Source organism: Pseudobacillus badius (genome assembly GCF_002189605.1).
Taxonomy (GTDB): domain Bacteria; phylum Bacillota; class Bacilli; order Bacillales; family Domibacillaceae; genus Pseudobacillus; species Pseudobacillus badius.
In genome coordinates, this window is the sequence record NZ_MWMM01000002.1 from 237,906 (window position 1) to 260,043 (window position 22,138).

At 44.4% G+C, this 22,138-nt stretch carries 23 protein-coding genes and 1 riboswitch; of the genes, 5 read left to right on the forward strand and 18 right to left on the reverse strand.

Annotation, left to right across the window (positions count from 1 at the left end; genetic code table 11):
• Positions 1-203: 203 nt before the first annotated feature.
• The gene (gene prsW / locus B1A98_RS04240; protein ID WP_063385644.1) at positions 204-887 is read right to left on the reverse strand and encodes a glutamic-type intramembrane protease PrsW; all 684 of its coding nucleotides are present in this window, start codon (positions 885-887) and stop codon (positions 204-206) included.
• A 98-nt stretch (positions 888-985) separates the two neighbouring features.
• Between prsW and B1A98_RS04245 the strand changes: the two genes are divergently transcribed.
• Positions 986-1,957 (forward strand): asparaginase, encoded by a 972-nt coding sequence (locus tag B1A98_RS04245; RefSeq protein WP_063385643.1) that lies wholly within the window; start codon positions 986-988, stop codon positions 1,955-1,957.
• A gap of 33 nt (positions 1,958-1,990) precedes the next feature.
• On the opposite strand, the gene B1A98_RS04250 is transcribed toward B1A98_RS04245, so the two are convergent.
• The 3 genes from B1A98_RS04250 to B1A98_RS04260 all read right to left on the reverse strand — a co-directional run bounded on the left by B1A98_RS04250 (position 1,991) and on the right by B1A98_RS04260 (position 4,505).
• Positions 1,991-2,962 carry a YpdA family putative bacillithiol disulfide reductase gene (locus B1A98_RS04250; protein ID WP_063385642.1) on the reverse strand — a complete coding sequence of 324 codons (972 nt, stop codon included), beginning with the start codon at positions 2,960-2,962 and terminating at the stop codon, positions 1,991-1,993.
• A gap of 96 nt (positions 2,963-3,058) precedes the next feature.
• Positions 3,059-3,640 (reverse strand): adaptor protein MecA, encoded by a 582-nt coding sequence (locus tag B1A98_RS04255; protein WP_041096998.1) that lies wholly within the window; start codon positions 3,638-3,640, stop codon positions 3,059-3,061.
• A 46-nt stretch (positions 3,641-3,686) separates the two neighbouring features.
• Positions 3,687-4,505, reverse strand: a complete 819-nt coding sequence (locus B1A98_RS04260) for a metallophosphoesterase (RefSeq protein WP_063385641.1) — start codon at positions 4,503-4,505, stop codon at positions 3,687-3,689.
• Between the two features lie 132 nt (positions 4,506-4,637).
• Here B1A98_RS04260 and B1A98_RS04265 point away from each other — a divergent pair, with 132 nt between their 5' ends.
• The 3 genes from B1A98_RS04265 to B1A98_RS04275 are packed head-to-tail and all read left to right on the forward strand — an operon-like array spanning position 4,638 to position 5,725.
• Positions 4,638-4,871, forward strand: a complete 234-nt coding sequence (locus tag B1A98_RS04265; RefSeq protein ID WP_063385640.1) for a spore coat associated protein CotJA — start codon at positions 4,638-4,640, stop codon at positions 4,869-4,871.
• On the forward strand, positions 4,868-5,128 hold the full coding sequence (locus tag B1A98_RS04270; RefSeq protein WP_063385639.1) for a spore coat protein CotJB: 261 nt from the start codon (positions 4,868-4,870) through the stop codon (positions 5,126-5,128). The genes B1A98_RS04265 and B1A98_RS04270 overlap by 4 nt, the downstream gene beginning before the upstream one ends.
• Before the next feature lie 27 nt (positions 5,129-5,155).
• Positions 5,156-5,725: a manganese catalase family protein gene (locus tag B1A98_RS04275; RefSeq protein ID WP_063385638.1), complete on the forward strand. Its 570-nt coding sequence runs from the start codon at positions 5,156-5,158 to the stop codon at positions 5,723-5,725.
• A gap of 42 nt (positions 5,726-5,767) precedes the next feature.
• On the opposite strand, the gene B1A98_RS04280 is transcribed toward B1A98_RS04275, so the two are convergent.
• The 5 genes from B1A98_RS04280 to B1A98_RS04305 form a co-directional block, all read right to left on the reverse strand.
• A complete protein-coding gene (locus B1A98_RS04280; protein ID WP_063385637.1) occupies positions 5,768-7,132 on the reverse strand; it encodes an amino acid permease in 1,365 nt (454 codons plus the stop codon).
• Positions 7,133-7,279: 147 nt separating this feature from the next.
• Complete coding sequence (locus B1A98_RS20360) at positions 7,280-8,017, reverse strand: LysM peptidoglycan-binding domain-containing protein (protein WP_063385636.1); 738 nt, start codon at positions 8,015-8,017, stop codon at positions 7,280-7,282.
• Positions 8,018-8,035: 18 nt separating this feature from the next.
• Positions 8,036-8,623 (reverse strand): CPBP family intramembrane glutamic endopeptidase, encoded by a 588-nt coding sequence (locus B1A98_RS04295; RefSeq protein ID WP_063385635.1) that lies wholly within the window; start codon positions 8,621-8,623, stop codon positions 8,036-8,038.
• A gap of 13 nt (positions 8,624-8,636) precedes the next feature.
• Positions 8,637-10,097 carry a RecQ family ATP-dependent DNA helicase gene (locus B1A98_RS04300; RefSeq protein ID WP_063385634.1) on the reverse strand — a complete coding sequence of 487 codons (1,461 nt, stop codon included), beginning with the start codon at positions 10,095-10,097 and terminating at the stop codon, positions 8,637-8,639.
• Positions 10,098-10,103: 6 nt separating this feature from the next.
• Positions 10,104-11,150 (reverse strand): YpbB family protein, encoded by a 1,047-nt coding sequence (locus tag B1A98_RS04305; protein ID WP_063385633.1) that lies wholly within the window; start codon positions 11,148-11,150, stop codon positions 10,104-10,106.
• Between the two features lie 217 nt (positions 11,151-11,367).
• On the opposite strand from B1A98_RS04305, the gene B1A98_RS04310 reads away from it, so the two are divergent.
• The gene (locus tag B1A98_RS04310; protein ID WP_041097016.1) at positions 11,368-11,616 is read left to right on the forward strand and encodes a ferredoxin; all 249 of its coding nucleotides are present in this window, start codon (positions 11,368-11,370) and stop codon (positions 11,614-11,616) included.
• A gap of 53 nt (positions 11,617-11,669) precedes the next feature.
• Here the strand turns inward: B1A98_RS04310 and B1A98_RS04315 are convergent, their stop codons facing one another.
• The 9 genes from B1A98_RS04315 to B1A98_RS04355 form a co-directional block, all read right to left on the reverse strand.
• A complete protein-coding gene (locus B1A98_RS04315) occupies positions 11,670-13,358 on the reverse strand; it encodes a methyl-accepting chemotaxis protein (protein ID WP_063385632.1) in 1,689 nt (562 codons plus the stop codon).
• A gap of 162 nt (positions 13,359-13,520) precedes the next feature.
• Positions 13,521-14,096 (reverse strand): ECF transporter S component, encoded by a 576-nt coding sequence (locus tag B1A98_RS04320; RefSeq protein ID WP_063385631.1) that lies wholly within the window; start codon positions 14,094-14,096, stop codon positions 13,521-13,523.
• 151 nt (positions 14,097-14,247) lie between these two features.
• A riboswitch (FMN riboswitch) is annotated at positions 14,248-14,378 on the reverse strand.
• A 315-nt stretch (positions 14,379-14,693) separates the two neighbouring features.
• A complete protein-coding gene (locus B1A98_RS04325; protein ID WP_063385630.1) occupies positions 14,694-14,882 on the reverse strand; it encodes a hypothetical protein in 189 nt (62 codons plus the stop codon).
• A 107-nt stretch (positions 14,883-14,989) separates the two neighbouring features.
• Complete coding sequence (locus B1A98_RS04330) at positions 14,990-16,762, reverse strand: ATP-binding protein (RefSeq protein WP_063385629.1); 1,773 nt, start codon at positions 16,760-16,762, stop codon at positions 14,990-14,992.
• Positions 16,759-17,475 carry a response regulator transcription factor gene (locus tag B1A98_RS04335; RefSeq protein ID WP_041097025.1) on the reverse strand — a complete coding sequence of 239 codons (717 nt, stop codon included), beginning with the start codon at positions 17,473-17,475 and terminating at the stop codon, positions 16,759-16,761. Before B1A98_RS04335 ends, B1A98_RS04330 begins: the two co-directional genes overlap by 4 nt.
• 132 nt (positions 17,476-17,607) lie before the next feature.
• Positions 17,608-18,795 (reverse strand): c-type cytochrome biogenesis protein CcsB, encoded by a 1,188-nt coding sequence (gene ccsB, locus B1A98_RS04340; RefSeq protein ID WP_063385628.1) that lies wholly within the window; start codon positions 18,793-18,795, stop codon positions 17,608-17,610.
• Positions 18,796-18,907: 112 nt separating this feature from the next.
• Positions 18,908-20,521: a cytochrome c biogenesis protein ResB gene (gene resB, locus B1A98_RS04345; protein WP_063385627.1), complete on the reverse strand. Its 1,614-nt coding sequence runs from the start codon at positions 20,519-20,521 to the stop codon at positions 18,908-18,910.
• A gap of 16 nt (positions 20,522-20,537) precedes the next feature.
• Positions 20,538-21,071, reverse strand: a complete 534-nt coding sequence (resA, locus tag B1A98_RS04350) for a thiol-disulfide oxidoreductase ResA (protein WP_063385626.1) — start codon at positions 21,069-21,071, stop codon at positions 20,538-20,540.
• 176 nt (positions 21,072-21,247) lie between these two features.
• A complete protein-coding gene (locus tag B1A98_RS04355; protein ID WP_041097034.1) occupies positions 21,248-21,979 on the reverse strand; it encodes a pseudouridine synthase in 732 nt (243 codons plus the stop codon).
• Between the last annotated feature and the right edge of the window lie 159 nt (positions 21,980-22,138).

The window sequence follows — 22,138 nt, forward strand, 5'->3', positions numbered from 1 at the left end:
CCTGCAGAGGCGCTGGCGCCGAGGAAACTCGCTTTCCGCTCTGCGAAAAGCAAAGCGCCCGGAATGGAAATCAGCCAGTTTCATCTACAAGCAAAATAAAAAAAGCTGCACGCAGCCTTTGATGTTCATCAAGGCTGCATGCAGCTTGAGAAGCCCTTTCCATTAAGAGCCTCTTCAGATAGTCTTCTTTGCTGTTTCTTTCCTTACGAGCTTTTATCCTGTACAATCCGCAAATAATGCTGATCAGATAGTTTATGGGCTTGCTTCACTTTTTTAAGCGCCAGCCACCAGAGAAATAGCATAAACGGAACCATATAATATAACCAGGCAGACTCAATAAACAAAATGTAGTCGTACAATCCGTGCAAGAAAAACGGAATGGCCAGGGAGATCCACAGCCTTCTGTTTTTCTTCCCATCCCTGCTGAATTTGGCTTTCCCAAAATAAAATCCCATCAGCACGCCAAAGAGCGCATGACTTGAGACCGGCAGCAGCGCCCGGAGAAAAGCGTGCTCGACTCCGTAGGCAAGCAGATAGAGAATATTTTCTGCCGTAGCAAATCCGAGCGACACACTCGTTCCATATACAATGCCATCGTACGGTTCATCGAAGTCCATATGCTGATAAATCAGATAAAAGAGGATGAACCATTTCACAAACTCCTCAAGCAGTCCGCTCATCAAAAAAGCTGAAACAACATTGGAAAGAACAATCTTCTCCTCTGTAAGCACATATTGGATAAACATCACCGGAAAAGTAAGCAGCACTCCATAAATGAAAGCTTTGGCAACAGTAGTCACCGGTTCTGTTTCATATTGATCTCTTAAGTAAAAATAGCATAGAAGCGCCAGCCCGGGAGCCACGCCTGCTGAAAAAACCGCCAGCATTAATCTTATCCTCTTTTCTTTCGGTTTTCTTCATCGTATCATTATTAAAAAGGATTGAACATAGATAATCCAAATTTGTCCAATGGGGGTTTTTTCTTTTGTCAAAAAAACGAATATTTGTTATTCATACAGGCGGGACCATTTCAATGGAGGAAGACAAACAATCAGGTGCCGTGAAGCCGGCGGAGACGAATCCGTTATTTTCATTCAACCATTTAATGGATGAGGAAGCTGAAATTGTTTCTGCTGCTCCTTTCCACCTCCCTTCGCCTCATATCACTCCGAAAGAGATGCTGGCGCTGAAGAATTTAATTGATGGCACATTGGCGAAAGAGCCATTTGATGGCGTCGTTATTACACATGGAACAGATACACTAGAGGAAACAGCTTATTTTCTCGATCTAACGCTGGCAACAGACATTCCGGTTGTAGTAACGGGTGCGATGCGTTCAAGCAACGAAATCGGCGCCGACGGACTGTATAACTTGCTTTCATCCATCCGGGTCGCTGCCTGCAGTGAAGCCAAAGGAAAAGGGGTGCTCGTCGTCTTAAATGATGAGATCCATTCAGCAGATAACGTTACTAAGACACATACAAGCAATATCTCTACTTTTCAAAGTCCACAGTACGGACCGGTCGGGATTATTACAAAAAGGAAAATTCTTTTCCACCATGAGCCTGCCCGCCGCCAGAAGATCCCTGTATCTGCTGTCGATAAGCGCGTTGCGTTAATCAAAGCATATGCCGGCATGGACTCTTATTTGCTGTCAGCCCTAAAGGAGCTTCGCTATGATGGGGTGGTCATTGAAGCGCTTGGACAAGGCAACCTTCCGCCAGCAGCCGTCTCAGCTGTGAAAGATTTGATCGCTGAGAACATCCCTGTTGTGCTTGTATCAAGATGCTTTAACGGCATTGTCCAGGATATATATGGCTATGAAGGCGGAGGCAAACAATTAAAAGAGCTCGGGGCCACCTTCTCCAACGGCTTGAACGGACAAAAAGCCCGGCTGAAGCTGCTGATTGCCCTGGGAGCTGAGCAGCCGATCAATCTTGAAAAGCTATTTGAATAACAAAAAAGCGGGCGACATTCACCCGCTTTTTTGTTATTCTCTTTCCCTCTCAGCAATAGCAGCCGCAATCTCCCCGCCATGAAAGCGGCCATTTTCGATAAAAATCTCGTTGGCGTTATTTCCGGCCGCAATGACTCCGGCAATAAAAACCCCTTCGACATTCGTTTCTTTCGTTTCCTCATCGTAAATTGGCCGCCCGGTCTCCCGATCAATGCCAATGCCCATTGCTTCGAGAAAGCTATGGTCAGGATGATAGCCCGTCATCGCAAACACAAAATCATTTTTCAAGCGCTTTTCTTTGCCTTGCCGGTTATATACGACAGTATCTTTTGTAATCTCTGTTACCTCTGCCTGAAATTCCATATGAATGTCTCCGTTTCGGACGAGCGCGTCAAATTCAGGAAGAATCCACGGCTTAATACTTTTTGAATACTCGCTGCCACGATAAAGAACGGTTACACGCGCTCCAGCTTTATGAAGCTCTAACGCCGCATCCACTGCCGAGTTTTTGCCGCCGATGACAACGACATCCGTATCAAAATAAGGGTGGGCCTCTTTAAAGTAATGAAACACTTTATCGAGCCCTTCCCCCGGAATATGCATATAATTCGGATGATCATAATAGCCTGTTGCAATGATGACATATTTGGCTTCGTACGTTCCAGCTGATGTGTATACACAGAATGAATCATCAGACAGCTTTTTTACCTTTTCAACTGTTTCGAACCGGTGAATGCGAAGCTGTTTCATCTTCACTACTTCCCGATAATACGTAAGTGCCTGATTGCGCTTTGGCTTGCGTTCCTCAATAATAAAAGGCACATCACCGATAGCCAGCTTTTCACTTGAGCTGAAAAACGTCTGGTGTGTCGGATAATTATAAATCGAATTGACAATGTTTCCTTTCTCAATGACAAGCGGGTCTTTGCCAATCCCTTGCAGAGCAATCGCAGCAGATAACCCGCATGGTCCGCCGCCGACAATAATACAATCTTCCTTTTGCATAATTCCACTCCCTATTCTCCGTGCAACAAAATTTCCTGCTCTATTTTGATGATAGGAGAAAATCACCGGACTTTCAACGGATAGGTCTTGCGGGAATTATGCTTTCTTCACGAAGTATTCATAAATCTTTGCTGTCGCCTCTTCGGGGATGACTTGAATCGCGTATTCTTTCAATAACTCCTCAGAAAGGCTGGACATCCAGCCATACTCAAGCAAAGCGGACTCAAGGTCATCAAACTGGCTATCAAAGTCAAAAGAGAAACAAAGATAATAAGCATCTTTGAAATAGAAAAGGGAACTTTGTATAGCCCTCACTTTTTTCTCATCGTGAACTAACCCAATCACATCTTCAATATCAGCAAACTTAAATGTTAACTCACAGCCATATTCATCTTCTATCTCTGCCGGCGCCTCCTCCACTTTATTTAAAAAGTCGAAGTGGTCAATCGTTAAAATTAAAACTAGCTCATCACCTGACATAGAATGAACTTCAATAGCAATCATTCCTTCTGTGTCAATATCCAGCTGTTCTTCAATCACATCCAGCATCTCATCAAAGATCTCATGCCAAATATAGGAGTCCTCGAGAATATGCTTTTTCAAACAGCCTTTTTTTCTTAACTCTTCATAAGTAACGGAAAGCATTACCTTATTATCTGATAAACGCTCTATCCTCATAGTTTGCTGCCCCCTGCTTAAGGACCTCTTTACGACATACTATGAATCAGAACGCAGATGGTGAGTTGTTATGAGATTTTAATGAAGACGCCCGCTCCTCCCCCGTAAGTGTAATTAAATGGGTCTCTGCTTTGGCACCGAGCCGGAGCGGTACCGCACTTGTTCCATAACCATTAGAGATGAGCATATCCATGTCTCCGTGCTTTTCCCAACCGCCTTCTTTATAAGGACCGATGCCAAACAGACGAATTTGTCCGCCGTGTGTATGCCCGCTTAAAAAAAGAGAGATCCCATCAGCGGCAGTCAGCTTTCTTTGAAAAACAGGGTTATGACTGACCAGGATTTTAAATGCTTGGGCTGGCACCCCTTGAAAAGCGGCTGCTTTGCTGCTGTGGCCCTTGCTGAAATCGTCTACGCCAAGCAGATATACGGCCGATTCTCCTTCGCTTCCCGGCAAGCAAACGGATGCATTGCGCAAGACATGGACGCTATGCTCTTTGAACAGCCTCTCCAAGTCAGCCTCCGGGATTTCATAATCATTATTTCCCCACACGAAAAAAACAGGTGCTATCTGCCTTAAGCGTTTCAAGTTATTGGACACCCTGCTTAGAGGCACCCCCTTCTCCGCCAGGTCACCGCCAATAATCACAACATCCGCTTTCCCTTTAACCTTTTCAATAAGCGACGGGTGGATGACCCGCCGATGAATATCAGAAATAAAAAAGAGTGTCAGCGACCTCTCCCACGGATAATCCGGGAATACACGCCTATCTGTCTTCACTTCATTTCGCTGGGCCTCTCTCCACATAAAAACCGCCAAGCCAGGCAGCAGGATTAGACAAGCCAGTAAAAAATACCACATGATAATTTCCCTTCGTTCCTTGAGTAATGATGAATTGCAAAATAATAATCAGAATAACAGATTGAACCAAAAAAAGAAATAATATTCCCCCTCTCCCCATACATATAGATTGAACTATAAAAAAGGAGGAAGGGAATGAGCAAACACACCTGGTACAAAACATACCGTCCATATATAAGCCCGCTGGACCCCTGTCCGCCCATAACAGTAAAAAGATATTCCACCCCGCCTGAGTTATACGTCGGGTACCAGCCGCCGGGCCTTGCGCAATTTCCAGCCTATGAGGCTCTAAAGGCCGGGACACTTTGGAAATGCTTTTACGACCCCTATTATTCGGTGAAGGAAATGAAGAAGGGGGTTAGGGAATGAAGCAGCTGCCCCTTGAATATTACACTGAGCTAGAAGAAATTCAAGCTGTCGATTTTGTCATTGTCGAATTAGTCCTTTATCTCCATACCCACCCGGACGATCTCGAAGCGGTGAAACAGTATAACGAATATGTAAAATTAAGCAAAGGCCTCAAAAAAGAGTTTGAAAAAAAATACGGCGCCTTAACAAGCTTCGGATACAGCTATGCCCGCTACCCGTTTGATTACAAGGAAGCCCCGTGGCCTTGGCAAGTATAAGAAAGTGATGGCTGAAAGGAGACTGCTATGTGGGTATATGAAAAAAAATTACAATATCCAGTAAGAGTAAGCACGTGCAATCCGCGGCTTGCTAAATACTTAATCGAACAATACGGCGGGGCGGATGGAGAATTAGCCGCCGCTCTGCGCTATTTAAATCAGCGTTACACCATTCCCGATAAAGTAGTCGGCCTGCTCACCGATATCGGGACAGAAGAATTTGCCCATTTGGAAATGATCGCTACAATGGTCTATAAATTGACAAAGGATGCAACACCGGATCAAATGAAGGCAGCGGGACTCGCCGATCATTTTGCCGATCATGATAAAGCGCTATTCTATCATAATGCAGCCGGCGTTCCATGGACAGCTACCTATATACAGGCAAAGGGCGACCCGATTGCTGATTTATACGAAGATATTGCAGCCGAAGAGAAAGCGCGGGCGACTTACCAGTGGTTGATTGATTTAAGTGATGATCCTGATTTAAATGACGGCCTCCGTTATTTGCGGGAACGGGAAGTCATTCACTCACAGCGCTTCCGGGAAGCAGTGGAAATTCTGAAGGAAGATCGCGGCAAAAAGAAAGTATTTTAACAAGACGACCCCCAAGAGCCTGAAAGCCCTTGGGGGTTATTGTTAAGAGCGCTGGCTTTGCTTTTGCAAGCCTTTGCCGTAATACATTCCTACTAAAAATAACAGCCATAACGGACCGACATACAAAGCAATTCGCGTATCCGGCGAGAAGGCCATCAAAACGACAACCATTGCCAGAAAAGCTAGAGAAAGATAAGAACCGATCGGCCAAAATGGCGCTGCAAACTTTAATGATTTCCGCTCTTTTTCCGGCAAATTCTTTCTAAATTTCAGCTGGGCCAGCAAAATCATCGCCCACGTCCAAATCGCGCCAAACGTCGAAATACTTGTTACCCATACAAATACTTTTTCCGGCACAAAATAATTCAGCACAACTCCAATCAGCAAAGCACCGGCTGACATAAGAATCGCCAAGGAAGGAACACCTGTTTTAGATATTCTTTTAAAAGCGGGTGACGCTTGCCCTTGGTCTGCCAAGTTGAACAGCATCCGGCCAGTACTGAAAATTCCGCTGTTGCAACTGGAAAGAGCGGCTGTCAAAACAACGAAGTTAATGATGCCAGCTGCGCTAGGAATACCAATTTTTTCAAAAGTCATAACAAACGGGCTTCCCGTCGTTCCAATTTCGTTCCATGGATAAATAGACATAATAACGAATAAAGCCCCTACATAAAAGACAAGGATTCGCCAGAACACCGTGTTGACGGCTCGTGAAATCGCTTTTTCCGGATTCTTTACTTCTCCAGCCGTTACACCTAGCATTTCAATCCCAAGATAGGCAAACATCACCATTGTCATAGACATTAAAATCCCTTTTAAGCCGTTTGGAGCAAATCCGCCGTGCTCCCACAAGTTACTAATGCCGGTAGCTACTCCGCCATTGCCGATTCCAAATAAAATAATGCCAAACCCTACGACAATCATTAAAATAATTGCGACAATTTTAATTAAGGCAAACCAAAACTCAAATTCCCCGTAAGCCTTTACTGTAATTAAGTTCACAGCGGCCATAATGACCAGTGCCGCTAAAGCCCATATCCAATTCGGCACATTCGGGTACCATAAATGCATATATACCCCTACAGCCGTGATTTCCGCCATGCATGTAACAATCCATAAAAACCAATAGTTCCATCCCGTAATATAACCATAAATCGGCCCTAGGTAATCCTGTGCGTAACGGCTGAAAGAGCCTGCAACCGGATTTTCAATAGCCATTTCCCCAAGCGCCCTCATAATCACAAACATAACGGCTCCAGCAGCCATATACGCCAATAAAATCGCTGGACCAGCCATTTTTATTGTGGTTGCTGAACCTAGAAACAAACCTACCCCGATACAAGCTCCGAGGGACATTAACGTAATGTGTCTCTCCTCCAAGCCTCTTTTGAGTTCCTGATTCTCCATGATGCGCGATCCCCCTCAATTAAAAAATAAAGCGTTTACAGAAGCCTAGTATAGCACACTTCGACAAAGCTCATTCTTTTTTTCATTCTTTCAACTATTCATTTTATTCTAACATCACTGTTCTAACGAAAAAATTCCTCCTCCAAATTAAGGAAGAGGAATTTTCAATACTTGTCCAACCTTGATATCATTTCCATTTAAATTGTTAGCCTGTCTGATCTTTTCAATGCCGGACTGCGAGTTATAATAGGTCATCGAAATGCGAAAAACTGTTTCTTGGGGTTTTACTGTATGATAAACAACTTTTCCTTCTGGCTTTGGTTCCGGTTTGGGTTTGGGTTTCGGCACTGGTTCTGGCTTTGGTTCTGGCTTTGGTTCTGGCTTTGGTTCTGGCTTTGGCACCGGTTTGGGTTCCAGTTTTGGCTCCGGCTTCTCTTCAGGGCGCTTACTCACCTTTTCCGGAGAAGTCTCTACCGTGGAAGCGATCGCTTCCCGGGCAGGTTCAGCTGACTTCTCTTTCTCTTCACTGCCGCTGTCTGTCTCTTTGTTCTCGCCCGATTGTTGTTCAGCTTCTTTTTTATCTTCCTCTGTCTCATAAAGAGGGGTAGATGGATTTGCCTCTTCTGTTACAACAGTCGTGGAAGAATCATCACGATCCTTCGTATAGCTGTACCAGAACAGGGTAATAAAAGGCAGGGTAATGAAAAAGACAAGAAGCACTTTTAATAATGGATATTGTTTTTGTTTTTTTTCTTCTTTCCGTTCCATGCGTGACGGTGATTCCTCAATAGGCGGCTCTATTGGCTGCTCTTTTGCTTCACGCTTTACTCTTTGGATTTCCACACGGGTTTTTTGCGCTAACTCCCGATAAGGGTCTTTCGTCATAGTTCATCCCTTCTTTACTCATTCATTCTTGTTTTGTTTACGGCGAATAGCCAGACCAAGCAAAAAGTCAATTACAAAGTGCATAGCCATGACAGCTGCCAGATTGCCTGTCCATTCAAATAGCCAGCCGATTCCAAAGCTTAGAAGAATTACATTCATCGTTAAATACCATTGCGATAAATATCTTACATGAATGATGGCAAAAAGAATGCTCGCCGGAATAAAGCCAAACGTGGTTTGAATAATTCCCCTGAAAAGGATTTCTTCGGCGACCGCAACTAACAAGGCGATCAAAAAAATGTCTGCAGCAGATCGGCCGCCAAACAGCTTCTCATTAATGCCGCCGTCATCATAATACTTTTTAGGCAGCTTGCTCATTAAATACAAATCAAGCATCACAACTAATAGGCCAGCTCCCCCGCCCAACAGAAAAATATCTGTCAAAGACCATTTGAATAGGCGGGTGAATTCGGCAGCCTCTTTAAATATAAAACTGCCAATAATAAGCGAGAGCAGCAGCAGCAGCAATTGCGTGACATAAAGAGCTTGAAGCACTTCCTTGCTGCTCATGTCCCGGATGAGGCCAGCTTGTTTGTTTTTATTCATATTCCCTTCTTTGTCACCTCTCAATCTGCAGTAAAGAGCTTAACACGGCTTGCCAATTGAGCTCTTCAGCAGTCTTCTGCGAATGCTGCTGCTTGTACTCCGTCCATTCCAAGCCACATATATCGCAACAGTTGCCCGGCCGGCTCTCTAGTTGTTCATCAAAATAGCTGAGGGCAGTTTCTCGCCGGCACTTTTTCGTCCATACCCAGCGCAGCATAGCCAGCCGCTTTTCTTCTTTTTGTGCCAGCCGCTCCTCGCGTTTGGCGGTTACATATTCTGCCAGGTTAGTGAGTCCCAAGCGTTTGGCTTCTTGGACGTAGTGGCGGAGAAAACGAAGCTGCACATCAGTAAGCTGCAATGCGGCGGCCTGCGTCTCTTCAGACTGGCTGTCGGAAAAGGACAAGTAGCCGGAAACTTGACTGTCAGAAGGAAATTCCGCTTGGGCAATCATAGAATGAAGCCCCTCATCTCCTGGTGTATACAAAAGTATAGAAAGCGCTCTTCCTCCATCTCTCCCAGCCCTTCCAATCTCTTGCAAATACGATTCAAGCTGAGCCGGAAGATGATAATGGATAACAAATCGAATGTTCTCTTTATTAACACCCATTCCAAAAGCACTAGTTGCGCAAATAATGTCTAATTCATCGCGCAAAAACTGCTGCTGAATTAATATTCGATCCTCCTGCTCCATTCCCCCATGGTAAAAAGCAACTCTTCCCCCTCCGTGCTGTCTCAGCCAATTAGCCCCTTCTTCTGTCGCACGCTTGCTCGAAAAATAAACAATCCCAGGCTTTTCAAGCTGCCTGGCGAGGCTTAGCAGCCGCTTTTGCTTATCATCATAGGAAGAAAGTTGTTCCACGGACATCGCAATATTTGGCCGGTCAACAGAGAAGATCCATTCTTGCACTTGTCCGATCCTTAAATATCGAACAATATCCCGGCGGACTTCAGCAGTGGCTGTGGCAGTTAAAGCCAATGTCAAAGGATTTCCGAGCCTCTTCCGCACTTCACCTAAAAGGCGGTAGTCCGGGCGGAAATCATGTCCCCATTGTGAAATGCAGTGGGCTTCGTCCACAACAAATAGAGAAAGCCTTACTTTGCCTAACGCCTGAAGCACCTGCTCGCTCATCAGCATTTCGGGAGATAAAAAGATAAACCGGTAGCTGGCTAAACGTCGAATGACCTGCTGACGTTCTTCGAAAGATAAAAAAGAATTCAAAGCAGCCACACTTTTTTCGCCGCGCATTTTTAATTGCTCTACTTGATCCTGCATAAGTGACAGCAGCGGCGAAACAACAAGTACACTTCCAGGAAGCAAATAAGCGGGCAGTTGATAGCAGAGGGATTTTCCAGTTCCCGTGGGAAGCATTGCTAATGTATGCTGTCCGGAAAGCAAGGATTCAATTGTTTCCCTCTGGCCGGTTCTAAAAGCGGAGTAACCAAACCGTTTGAACAAAACTTGATCCATGTCCATCTTCCTTTACTTGCTGTATTTAGCCAGCACGAGCCGGATTTGAAAGTAAGAAACATCCGGGAGCTGCTCTTTGATCGGTTTCATTCTTTTATTAGAAAGAACAGCAGCAGCTTGCAGGACTTGCTCCTCGATTTCCTCACTGACAAAAGGCCTGATGGAAAAGCCGGGATAATGAAAGGCCAGTTCCACAATATGATCTTCAACCGTGCTCCTCTTTAAGCGCCTTTGATCGATAATTCTTTCAAGAGTAAACCCCTTTTGAAGCATATCCGCTGTTTTTTTCGTCGATTGTGTTAACACAACCGGTTCGTATATATCCTCTATCATCGCGAATAAGAGCGGGAAGCGTGCGGCATGCTGAATAATATGCTGAATGGCGAAGTGCAGCAAGTTCAAAAAGCGATACCAATATTCGGTGCTTTCCGCTTTAAGAATTTCTGCTGCCTGAGCAGTCGTTTTGCCGGTTCGGTGCTTACCTGAGAGGCGGAGCACTAAAACAAGCGGATCTTCAGCCTGCTGCTCGTTAAGGAGGCCCAGCAGTTCCTCATAAAGAGACGCTGCCAACTTCTCCTTGGACAATCGCTGGCCTGCCAAAAACGATTTCAGCCATGCTTGAATTTGCTCGTCCTTTGTTACTGGAAGATAGGCGCTATCACGATAAATTAAGTGAGAAGCCACCTGGACAGTTAATGAGAGCCGTTTCCAAAAGAGAGCCGCACAATCCTGCAGGCTCCAGCCATGCAAAAATTCAAGCGCTGGCAAATTTTCCGAAAGGCTCTCAAGCGTTTTCCTTCCAAGAGCTGTCATCCGGACATGATTGAATTCATCCATTTCAATCAGCTGCCGGGCAGACAGATCGGCAATCATTTGTTCAAATGAGACTCTTTCGAGGAAGGAAGCCGTTTGAAACCATTTGTCTAATTGATACAATTGAGCATCCTGTATCGTCTGTGACGACTTCTTCCCCTTTAATAAGTGAAAAACAGAGGAAGCCGTTCTTTGCCCGTTTATTTGATTAATCATCACTAATAAGATTACTTGCAGAAAAGGCATCACTTGCCTCCCTTTCTGTACTTTTATTTATTTTACCATGAAAATTGTCAAAATTCCTCGTATGTGGAGGAATTGCTAATGAAAGCCTTATCATTTTTTTATTAAGAAATTATGATTGAAAAGAAAACTAATCGGATATACAATGAGGGAAGGAGTTTTCACACAAGTGTGGATACATATCGCCACATAGCTTGGATAGATCTTAGGAGGTTTTGACATGCCAAAATATACAATTGTCGATCAGGATACTTGCATTGCTTGCGGTGCTTGCGGTGCAGCAGCGCCTGATATCTACGATTACGATGATGAAGGACTAGCCTTCGTCATTTTAGATGACAACGAAGGAAATACACCTGTACCGGAAGTGTTGGAAGAAGATATGCAGGATGCATTTGAAGGTTGTCCAACAGATTCCATTAAAGTGGCAGACGAGCCATTTGAAGGCGACGCATTAAAACATGAATAATAAATCCGGCGGGAGGAAAATCCCGCCGGATTTTTTTATGAGGTCATGCAGCATTAAACTTTAAACTTGCCCGCTTCTGATTGCATTTCTGCAGCCAGCGAGGATAGAGCTTGGGTGCTCGCAGCTATTTGTTCAACAGCTGCCAGCTGCTCTTCCGTTGCCGCACTTGAATCGTGTGCTGTCACTGCCGTCTTATCAGCGATCTCTCGTACTTGATGGGCACTTTGGGCAACAGCTTCCGTCATCGCTTCTAATTCTTCGATAGCCGCTGAAACCGTTGCAACCTTTTCCCCTACATCAGCTACCGAAGATTTTATATTCTGAAACACATTCCGTGAAGTACTTGAGGCGGACAACCCCTGCTCAATCTTGCTGCTTCCCGCTTGAATAGACAGGACGGCCAAATCTGTATCTTTTTGAATTTCTTTCACCATACTGGCAATTTCCCCGGCGGAAGCCTTTGATTGTTCAGCCAGCTTTCGCACCTCTTCGGCCACTACAGCGAAGCCTTTTCCTGCTTCTCCGGCGCGTGCTGCTTCAATAGCTGCATTTAAAGCCAGCAAGTTGGTCTGCTCGGAAATAGCTGTAATTAAGCTTGTGACTTTTTGAATGTCGGATGCATGTTTTTCCAGCACCCCCATGTAACGTTCAGTTTCTTTAATGGACTGGTGAATATCGTGAATTTGATTGGATACATTTTCGGTTACTTGTTCTCCTTTGTTTACAAGAGCTCCTACGGTTTCTGCAGAATAAAGCATCTCTTCATTGCTGCCGGCGATTTGCTTAATGCCTGCAGACATTTCATCCATAGAGATCACTGCTTTGCCGATCAGCTCCCTCTGACTGTTGCTGCCGTTCATATTTTCTTCCGCTGTACGCGCCATTAACTGTGAAGATGCCGCACTTTGTTCAGCACTAGCCGATAATTCCTGGGATTGAGCGGATAATTGAAGAGCTGTCTGATTCACCTTCCCTAAGATACGCCGCAAATCTTGAATCATCCGGTTAAAGGCGGTGCCCATTTCACCAATCTCGTCCTTATTTCTTATATGCAAATCTTCTATTTGTAAATTGCCGGCTGCCACTTCCTGCAAAGCACTTGTTACTCGCCTTACCGGCCCTGTAATCGAGCGGGCAATGAAATAAGCGATGACTCCGCTTAAAACCGTTCCACCGGCAATGACTGCAATAAGAAACATTTTCATTGTCTGAATAAACGCTTCTAAATCAGTTCGCGTTTTGCTTAACTCAGCGGACTGCGCTTTTTTCAATTCCAGCGCTTTCTCTTTCATCTTCTTTTCCTGCTCGCTAGCCTCAGTGCTATAGACCGCTGCTTGAGACGCCAACCCTTGCTTATGGCTTTCAAGCGCTTTGAAGACCAATTCATTATAGCGGCTGCCTGCTTCTTTCACTTCATTTAGCAGCTGTTTATTTTTGGGCTGCTGAATCATTTGTTCAAGACGGCGATGTACATCCGTAAATTCTTGCTGTTTTTTCTCGATTTCATCTAAGCTGTTCTGTTCAGCAAAAGTAAAATATGTAAGAGAATAGATCGATACATCCTTTTCTATACTAATCAGCTCATCAATCATTTCTACCTTCTTGACGCGATCATCCAACAAGAAAGTATATTCTTTGTCCAACCTCATTGCCGATAAATAGCCGACAGCTCCCACTAGGATTAAAGCGGCTAAAACAGCTGTAAAACCTGAATACAACTTTTTACCTACAGAAAACCTCAAGTTCAACCCACCTTATCTGTATTTTCTATAAAAACAAGTTTTCTCCATGGATAATTATACCCGATGACCCCTTACATTCAAGTTCTTTGTTCCTGTAAAAACAAATCAAAAGCCCTAAAAGTCTTTTCACGGACTTTTAGGGCTTTCCTTGTAAGCTGTATGTTATGAAACGGCCGCCTGCTTGCGCATCCACACGTAAATTCGTGAATAAATGAGCAGAAATACAACAGCCATTACCATTCCTTTAATCATATTAAACGGCAAAATAGCGGAAACGACCATTTCCTTCGTTTCGGGAGCGCTCATGGCAGGTGCATTTAAGAACAGTGTATACGCAGGTAAAATAACATAGTAGTTCAACACACTCATCATTACAGCCATAAAGACTGCTCCGGCTGCCAAAGCAACAGTCAAGCCTTTTTTTGACTCAAACTTTTTGTATACATAGTAAACAGGAAGAATAAAAGTAATGCCCGCTACGAAGTTAGCTAAATGGCCGACAGGCACTCCTGTTGGGCTTCCGGTCATAAAGAAGTCCAGCACATTCTTTACTAGCTCTACCATGATACCGGCAAGAGGCCCAAAAATGATCGCAGCGATTAGTGCAGGAATATCGCTAAAGTCAATCATTAAAAAGCTCGGAAATGGCGGGATTGGAAAGTTCAGCAGCATTAATAAATAAGCTAGCGTGCTTAATAATCCCACAGACGTTAACGTACGGATATTCATTTTTTTCACAATGATTCTCTCCTTCTTCTCATTCATCATTCACAAGAAGAAAGGCTGCCAAAAACCTCGAGAAACGACAAACCCTCAAGCGGGTGGCTTGAGGGAGAAAAGTCATACTCAAATAAACGTTCAAATCTGCACATTTTGAACGCCGGCAGACCTTCATCTTCTCCCATCCAGACTATACTGTCGGCTTTGGCTTCACACCAAATCAGCCTTTCGGCTCGCGGGCTCAGAAACAATTGCTTCCATACCGCCGGTCGGGAATTTCACCCTGCCCCGAAGATGAATATAAAGTTTTTTTCTACTGCTATTGCCCTGTTAAACCAACAAGTGAATAACAATAGATATACTTAAATAATAGCAACCCTACAAAAAAAAAGCAAGAGGGGCATTCCCTTGCTTCAGACTTCTTTAACAGAGCCATCTATTTGAACGAGTCTAGTTGTCCGGCTGCCCTAACCTGTTGCCAGCCGGACAGAGGAAAACAAACCGCTTAGAATAGCAATTAACCGCTCCTATCTACAGACAACATAAAAGAGACTGCAGTTCAAGCTGGCGTTTCATCCAGTTTGTCTGCAGTCCGACACAAGAGGCTTTTTCTCTTCAGAACGATTGTTGCGAGACCGCTTTCCCTGTATGTAGCGCTTCTGTCATTTCCTGCAGATAGCTTCTTTCAGCCAGCGACTGCTTTTTCCCGCTTTTGGACTGAGCGAGTCCTCCGCCGATCATTAACAAGCTGACACATAGAGCCATAAGTAAAGCAATCATAAAACGCTTCAAGTAGTCTTTCATGATGTACCGCCTCCAACTTGCTTTTTTATCGCCCTTTTAGTTGTATGACGGAAAGCGTTTCCAGTATGACTATTTTTTCGAAACTCCTTATCTGAATGCCTACTCGATCATTCTGCCGGCAAGCGGAAGGAGAAAATCGTCCCTTCTCCAAGTTTGCTTTGCACTTTAATGCTGCCGCTATGGGCAGAGATAATATTTTTCGCGATAGAAAGCCCTAGCCCAGTGCCGGAACGGCCTCTTGTCCGAGCCTTATCTCCTTTATAAAAACGTTCGAACACAAAGGGCAAGTCTTCCTCACTAATGCCTGCCCCGGAGTCTTGCACCGATACATGATGCCCGTCTGTTTTCAGCTCATAGCTTACTTTGACAAATCCGTGCTCCGGCGTATGGCGCAAAGCATTATCAATTAAGTTGGTCAACACTTGTTCGATGCGGTCTGGATCAAGCTTCGTCACGATTTTCTCATCTGGAATCTGCCATGTTAAATCAATATCCTTCTCTTTCGCTACACCTTGGAACTTATCGGTCACCCGGCGAATAAATGAAGGAAAATCCACCTCCTCCATATTCAAGGAAATGTGTCCCGCTTCCATGCGAGCCAAATCCAATAGCTCGTTCACCAGCCGCCCGATCCGAAGCGATTCATCATAAATAATTCGGGCCATCTCCCTTTTTTCATCCTCCGTCGCCGCAATGTCATCAATGATTGCTTCGCTATATCCCTGAAGCATTGAAATAGGCGTCCGCAGCTCATGTGATACGTTCGCCAGGAAATCTTTTCGCAGCTTATCAAGACGGCGTTCTTCCGTCATGTCACGAACGACCGCTACTGCCCCGCGAACTGTTTTTCCATTGTAAAGCGGGCTGACGATAATGACATAGGAACGGCCCTGCACAGAAAACTCACCAATCTTTTCTGTCTCTGTTTGAACCGCTTCTTTCAAAAGCTCTTCAACAAGCGATGGCATCATTTGCTGTGGATGGTCCTTGCCCACTTCATAGTACCAGTTTTGCAAAAAGCGCTCCGCCGGCGGATTCGTAATCAGAATGGTGCCGTCACGATTAAAAGTAATAACTCCATCCGCCATACTGCTTAGAATACTCGCCAGTTGCTCTTTTTCCTGGTTGAGTGCATGAATATTATGATTGAGCTGTCTCGCCATTTGATTAAATGAAGTAGCAAGCGCACCGATTTCATCTGTGGTTAAAATAGGAACGGTCGTATCAAAGTTCCCCTTGGTCAGTTCATTGGCTGCTTCCCGCATTTTACGCAGCGGGGCCGTGATCCGTGTCGACAAGAAAAAAGCAAAGATAGTCGTCAAGAAAATCGCAATGCCGGCAGCAAGCAGAATCAGCTTGGTTGTTTGATGAGATGTTTCCTTAATTACTTCCAGAGATTGGTAAATGATAACAGCTCCGGCTTCCCCTTTGTTCATCTCTAAAGGCACGGCGATGGCAATGGAATTTTCATGACGGTTTCCACGGCCGGATTCATCTACCTCCAACTCAGCTTTCACCCGCTTTTTATCCGTAAATACACTGGAAAGCACCGGATTGTTCACAACCTCACTTCGCTTAAGCCTGTCTTCCTCCGGATCATTCGGCGAATAATGAAACGTCTTCTTGTTTTCTGCGATAATGACATGAACCGGTTCATCAACGAGCTCCCACGCTACCTCCATGCCTGTCTTTTTGTTTTCGTGATCAGATAGGATCTTGGAGATCTTTACGGCTGTTTCAGATAATCCTCTTTCAACTTCATTTGTATGATAATTTTCAAAGAACTCCAGCAACAAGATCGTAAGAAAAAAGAGGACGAAGGAAACAAGCAGCAAAATGGTCATCCATAGTTTCCCTACTACGCTCCTCCAAAGCTTCATTCACTCACTACCTCGAACTTATAGCCTACGCCCCAAACGGTAACAATCATTTTAGAAGCTTTTTCAGATACTTTATTCAACTTTTCGCGCAGGCGCTTTACGTGTGTATCAACTGTTCGCAAATCGCCAAAAAACTCATAATGCCATACTTCTTTCAATAGATGCTCCCGATCGAATACTTTGTCCGGGGACTTCGCCAGAAAATATAGCAATTCATATTCCTTAGGGGTTAAATTCACTTCTTCCCCGTCAGCAGTGACCCGGTGGGCATCGTTATCAATTGTTAAATGCGGATAGACGATTAGATCTTTAGACTTCGTATCTGTTTGTAAATAAGACGTCGGCGATGATCTTCTTAACAGCGCTTTTACTCGCAGTACAACTTCCCGCGGACTGAACGGCTTGACGATATAATCATCTGTCCCTACCTCAAATCCTTGCACACGGTTTGCTTCTTCTCCTTTTGCTGTCAGCATAATAACAGGAGTTGATTTTTTTTCACGGAGTTCCTTGCACACTTCGATGCCGTCTTTACCAGGCATCATAATATCAAGTAAAATGCAATCATATTCTTTATTTAATGCGAGCTCAAGGGCTGCTTCGCCGTCTTCCGCTTCATCCACTTCATAATTTTCTCTTTCCAGGTACATGCGCAGCAAGCGACGTATTCTCTCTTCATCATCAACGACTAAAATTTTCAGTTCGTTATCCACCTAAATTCCTCCCTGTTTGCACAATAAAATTCATTCTATGACTAGCTTGTCTGTTTATATTATCAACTAATCAAAGTTGTTTTTCAATTCATTCCTGTTCCACAAAAAAGTCTCCGCCTAAGGCGGAGACAGTTAAGCGTAAGAATGGAGACCTGCAATAACAAGATTGACCGCGACAAGGTTAAACATAATGATGACAAACCCGACGACGGCCAGCCAAGCAGACTTTTCGCCATGCCAGCCCTTTGATAAACGCAAATGTAAAAAGGCTGCATAGAAAAGCCAAGTGATGAGAGCCCATACCTCTTTTGGATCCCATCCCCAAAATCTTGTCCAGGCAATTTGCGCCCAAATCATGGCGAAAATCAAACCGCCAAGCGTGAAAACCGGAAATCCGATTAAAATCGCCCGGTAACTGACTTCATCCATTAAGTCGGTATTAACATTTTTAACGAGCGGCTGAACAAGAGCGCCCATTCGTTTTCTTGTAAGCAAACGAATCAAGCCATACAATAACGCGCCTGCAGCCAGCGACCACAGCGTCGTATTTAGTTTTTTTGCATTAATGAAGGCAGGCATGTCCACAATTGGTTCAAACTTATCCTCCGTCACCAGTTTCCCCTCATTTGGGCCGACAATCGCAGGAATATGGAATGTCTCCTCAGCAGCTTTTCCATCTTTATTTACATATTCAAATTTCGCTTCATAGCCGGATAGGGTGAATGTCGTAGTGACGGCGACGAAGCCGACCACAGCAACCAGACTGTACATAATCAGTTCAAGCCAAACGGTCTGTTTGCTGCGCTTGGACTGATCAATCGTTTTCACTAAATAAATCAAGCCGGCAATAAAGCTGATCGCCAGAATTCCTTCACCAGCGGCAACAGTTGTGACATGAATATGCAGCCACTGACTTTGCAGCGCCGGAATCAGCGGACTGATATCGCGCGGAAACATGCTTGCATAGGCAATAATGACAAGCGCGACCGGGAGCGCAAATACACCGAGCACCGGCAAACGGTACATAAAATAAATAATAATAAATGCGCCCACTAACATCATGGAGAAGAACGTGATAAATTCAAATAAATTGCTTACAGGCGCATGACCTGAGGCGGCCCAGCGGGTAAAAAAGTAGCCAAGCTGAGCGATAAAGCCGATAACCGCTACGGTAATCCCTATTTTCCCCCAGCGGTTTTCTTCCTGTTTTTGCCCATTTTTCTTCGGACGGATAGCTCCGCCGAAGAAAAATGTAGCGATTAAATACATAATAAATGAAGCATAAAGCAAGTTTCCGCTCCATTGGACTAAATCGGACATCGGGCGATTCCTCCTTTTAAATTAATCTGCGGCCACACGGCGGTCGATGGTTCCATTGATTTAAGAATAAAGCGATGCTTGCATCAAGCAGGTTCCCTTCGCTATTCTTTCCTTAGCCTTGCTGGTCTTCAGGCACCGGAATAGCTGTGCCCTCCAATACCGAATGGATTTCCCGCTTTAACCCATGCCAGTTTTTATTCGTATGGGCAGCGACATACACTTCGCCATCTATTTGACGAATCCATAAACGGCGATGGTTCCAATAAGCTCCCTGAATGACTCCGATCATAAAGATCGCTCCGCCAATACCAAGAATCCATAAAGTTAAATCTTTACGCACGGTTAAAGCTGAAATATTACGTGTTTCGATTCCCCGGAATTCCATTTTATAATCCGTTGCCCCTACAGGCTCAAGCGTTTGGCGAATCGCTGTAAAGCTGATTTCTCCCTTTGGATGCTCCGGTGAAAACATTTTGAACAAGAAAGCCGGATTGTTTGGAAGCGGAGACTTTGTTTTCGGTTCTCCGTCTGACCCTATTCCATCATAGTCCGGATAGTAGCCGACAATTTCTACCTTATATCCGTTGCCAAGATCATATGTATCTTTCGGATTGAACAGATCCACTTTGACTCTGCCGGCTTCTTTTTGTGTTTCCTTGTTTGCAAGCGCAAACTCCATCGCTTTCATTTCATCTTTGCTGTAGCTGTCTTGATAGAGAGCAAACTTGTCAAATTTCAACGGCTCGTTTACCCGGATCTTCTCTTCTTTCACTTTGACAAGCTTTGGCTTCGCTCCGGGAAGATCGCGGTTTTCATCCCGGTAAAGAACAGCATCCGTTTGATAATTCTTTACAACGCCGCCTGTTCGTTCAAGCGCCTCTTTAAAGACTTCCGGATCCTTTTCTTTATCATAATTTTCAATGGTAAACTTTTCGTTTTTTAAGTAAAACTCACCCTGCGTCCCGGGGATTTCCAGAGTCTCTCCCTCGCGAATCCATAACATTTCATCGGTATACATTCCTTCAGACGAACGGAGCATGGCGCCAATTAAAAAGATAATTAATCCGATATGATTGACGTAAGGTCCCCAGCGGGAAAAGCGTCCCTTTTCCGCCAGCAGACTTCCATCTTCTTCACGGATATGATAACGTTTGCTTTTTAATTTTTCTTTTACTTTTTCAATTTCTTCAGGTTGAAGCTTCTCTTCTTTCAAAGCAAATAAGCGCTGTTTCTTCATAAAAGAACCGTGGCGTGCAACACGCTGATTTTTCAACGCCCGGTATAAAGGGATAACACGGTCAAGACTGCAAATAACAAGTGACACGCCGATCGCTGCAATTAAGGCAATAAACCAAATAGAATTATATAAATCATGGAATCCAAGCGTGTAATAGATTTTGCCGGCTGTTCCGTAGGTCTCTTCATAGTATGTCTCCGGTGATACGTTGTTCGGTATAAACAGCTTTTGCGGAAAAATCGTCCCAATAGAGGAAGCGATCAAGGTTAACACAATTAGCCAAATGCCCACTTTAACAGAGGAGAAGAAATTCCAAATCTTATCAATAATCGTTTTGTTATACGTTTGCGAGCGGCGGGCACTGCCTTCGTAGCGCATATCATGAAGCTTTTCTTTCTGAGCCTCTTCTGTCAGCGCCCTGCCGCATGACTCGCACAAAATGGTTCCATGTGGATTGACGTGGCCACATTCACACTTTACTTTCGCCATACTAAAACTCCTTAAGTTAAGGTTTTACTTTGTCAAACAAAGCTCTCACCTGTTCTTCTTTCACTAATCCACCAATAACAATCTCTTCAATCTTTCCATCAGGACTGATCATAAAAGTAGCCGGAAGCGGAGTAATATTGTAAGCATCTTGAACTTCTTTCGTCGAATCAATAGCAATAGGAAACGTTAATCCATATTGCTTAGCGAATTTTTTAGTCTGCAGTTCGGAGTCGCCGACATTGACAGCAAGAACTTCTACTCCTTGGGATTTATACTCTTTTGCCAGTTTTTCCATGTGCGGCATTTCTTTTTTGCACGGATCGCACCAGCTGCCCCAAAAGTTCAAGAAAACACCTTTGCCTTTATAATCTGACAATTGGCGTGTTTCTCCTGACAAATCTGTTAATACAAAATCAGGTGCTTCATCACCTTTTCGCAGGTTATGCCGCTCTTCTTTTGTCAAATTTGAATAAAATGTATAGCCAACCGCCAGCGCCAATACAGCTAAAATAATGGAGCGGACGATCAGCCTTTTTTTCTTTTTGTTCAAACCCCTAGGCCCTCCTTATGAAGTATCGACATGCAATTTTCTACTTATCCTTCAACTAACAGAAGGACTCCCTGTCCTTCTTATTCGACAAAAAAATCCAAAACCATCCCTATTATACCATTTTGTTTTTTTGCCTGTAGTTGAGGGATTTGAAGGATATGTGACAGTTTCATTTCCTACCGCAAAGAACCTGTTTCTGCCATCGTGCGCAGACGTTTTACTTCATGTGTCGTCAACTCCCGGAATTCCCCGGCATTTAATCCATTTAAATTTAAAAAGGCATAGCGTTCTCTTTTCAGCTTTTGCACTTCAAAACCGATGGCTTCAAACATCCGCCGCACTTGACGGTTTCTGCCTTCATGGATCGTGATCTCTATGAGCGCCCGCTGCTTTCTTTTATCGATAGACAATTCCTTCACTTTTGCAGGAGCTGTCTTCCCGTCTTCAAGCTGGATGCCATCCGCGAGCCTTTTAAGCAAATAGCGCTGCGGGATTCCGTTTAGACGGGCTACGTATGTTTTATCAATTTGGTAGCGGGGGTGTGTGAGCAGATTGGCGAACTCTCCATCATTGGTCAAAAGCAGCAAACCGGATGTATCATAGTCCAAGCGGCCGATTGGGAAAATCCGCTGTTCTACAAAAGGGAAAAAATCGGTCACCACTTTGCGCTGCTTGTCATCCGATACAGCCGAAATGACGCCGCGCGGCTTATAAAATAAATAATAAACCTTTCTTTCTCGCTCGATCGGCACTCCGCCGACTTCCACCCGGTCAGAAGCTCCTACCTTCGTGCCAAGTTCTTTCACTATTTTGCCATTCACCTTTACTTTTCCTTCTACGATCAGCTCTTCCGCTTTTCGCCTGGAAGCTATACCGGCTTGGGCAATTACCTTTTGCAGCCGTTCCATTTTCTTCACCTCAACGTTTCATTATGTGTCCTTATGCATTATTACACATCCATTCAAATAAGAAAAGAAAGAGACCTCTCCAGAAAATGCAGAAGAACAAAAAAACCCCCTGCGAAAAGCAACAAGCTTCTCCGCAGGGGTGTCTTGCAACTATATCCA

What these genes read in the sequence shown, in the direction of transcription:
- prsW (WP_063385644.1), bottom strand. Translation starts at nt 887, where the DNA reads ATGCTGGCGGTTTTTTCAGCAGGCGTGGCTCCCGGGCTGGCGCTTCTA.
- B1A98_RS04250 (WP_063385642.1), bottom strand. Translation starts at nt 2,962, where the DNA reads ATGCAAAAGGAAGATTGTATTATTGTCGGCGGCGGACCATGCGGGTTA.
- B1A98_RS04255 (WP_041096998.1), bottom strand. Translation starts at nt 3,640, where the DNA reads ATGAGGATAGAGCGTTTATCAGATAATAAGGTAATGCTTTCCGTTACT.
- B1A98_RS04265 (WP_063385640.1), top strand. Translation starts at nt 4,638, where the DNA reads ATGAGCAAACACACCTGGTACAAAACATACCGTCCATATATAAGCCCG.
- B1A98_RS04270 (WP_063385639.1), top strand. Translation starts at nt 4,868, where the DNA reads ATGAAGCAGCTGCCCCTTGAATATTACACTGAGCTAGAAGAAATTCAA.
- B1A98_RS04275 (WP_063385638.1), top strand. Translation starts at nt 5,156, where the DNA reads ATGTGGGTATATGAAAAAAAATTACAATATCCAGTAAGAGTAAGCACG.
- B1A98_RS04280 (WP_063385637.1), bottom strand. Translation starts at nt 7,132, where the DNA reads ATGGAGAATCAGGAACTCAAAAGAGGCTTGGAGGAGAGACACATTACG.
- B1A98_RS20360 (WP_063385636.1), bottom strand. Translation starts at nt 8,017, where the DNA reads ATGACGAAAGACCCTTATCGGGAGTTAGCGCAAAAAACCCGTGTGGAA.
- B1A98_RS04295 (WP_063385635.1), bottom strand. Translation starts at nt 8,623, where the DNA reads ATGAATAAAAACAAACAAGCTGGCCTCATCCGGGACATGAGCAGCAAG.
- B1A98_RS04300 (WP_063385634.1), bottom strand. Translation starts at nt 10,097, where the DNA reads ATGGACATGGATCAAGTTTTGTTCAAACGGTTTGGTTACTCCGCTTTT.
- B1A98_RS04305 (WP_063385633.1), bottom strand. Translation starts at nt 11,150, where the DNA reads ATGCCTTTTCTGCAAGTAATCTTATTAGTGATGATTAATCAAATAAAC.
- B1A98_RS04310 (WP_041097016.1), top strand. Translation starts at nt 11,368, where the DNA reads ATGCCAAAATATACAATTGTCGATCAGGATACTTGCATTGCTTGCGGT.
- B1A98_RS04325 (WP_063385630.1), bottom strand. Translation starts at nt 14,882, where the DNA reads ATGAAAGACTACTTGAAGCGTTTTATGATTGCTTTACTTATGGCTCTA.
- B1A98_RS04330 (WP_063385629.1), bottom strand. Translation starts at nt 16,762, where the DNA reads ATGAAGCTTTGGAGGAGCGTAGTAGGGAAACTATGGATGACCATTTTG.
- ccsB (WP_063385628.1), bottom strand. Translation starts at nt 18,795, where the DNA reads ATGTCCGATTTAGTCCAATGGAGCGGAAACTTGCTTTATGCTTCATTT.
- resB (WP_063385627.1), bottom strand. Translation starts at nt 20,521, where the DNA reads ATGGCGAAAGTAAAGTGTGAATGTGGCCACGTCAATCCACATGGAACC.
- B1A98_RS04355 (WP_041097034.1), bottom strand. Translation starts at nt 21,979, where the DNA reads ATGGAACGGCTGCAAAAGGTAATTGCCCAAGCCGGTATAGCTTCCAGG.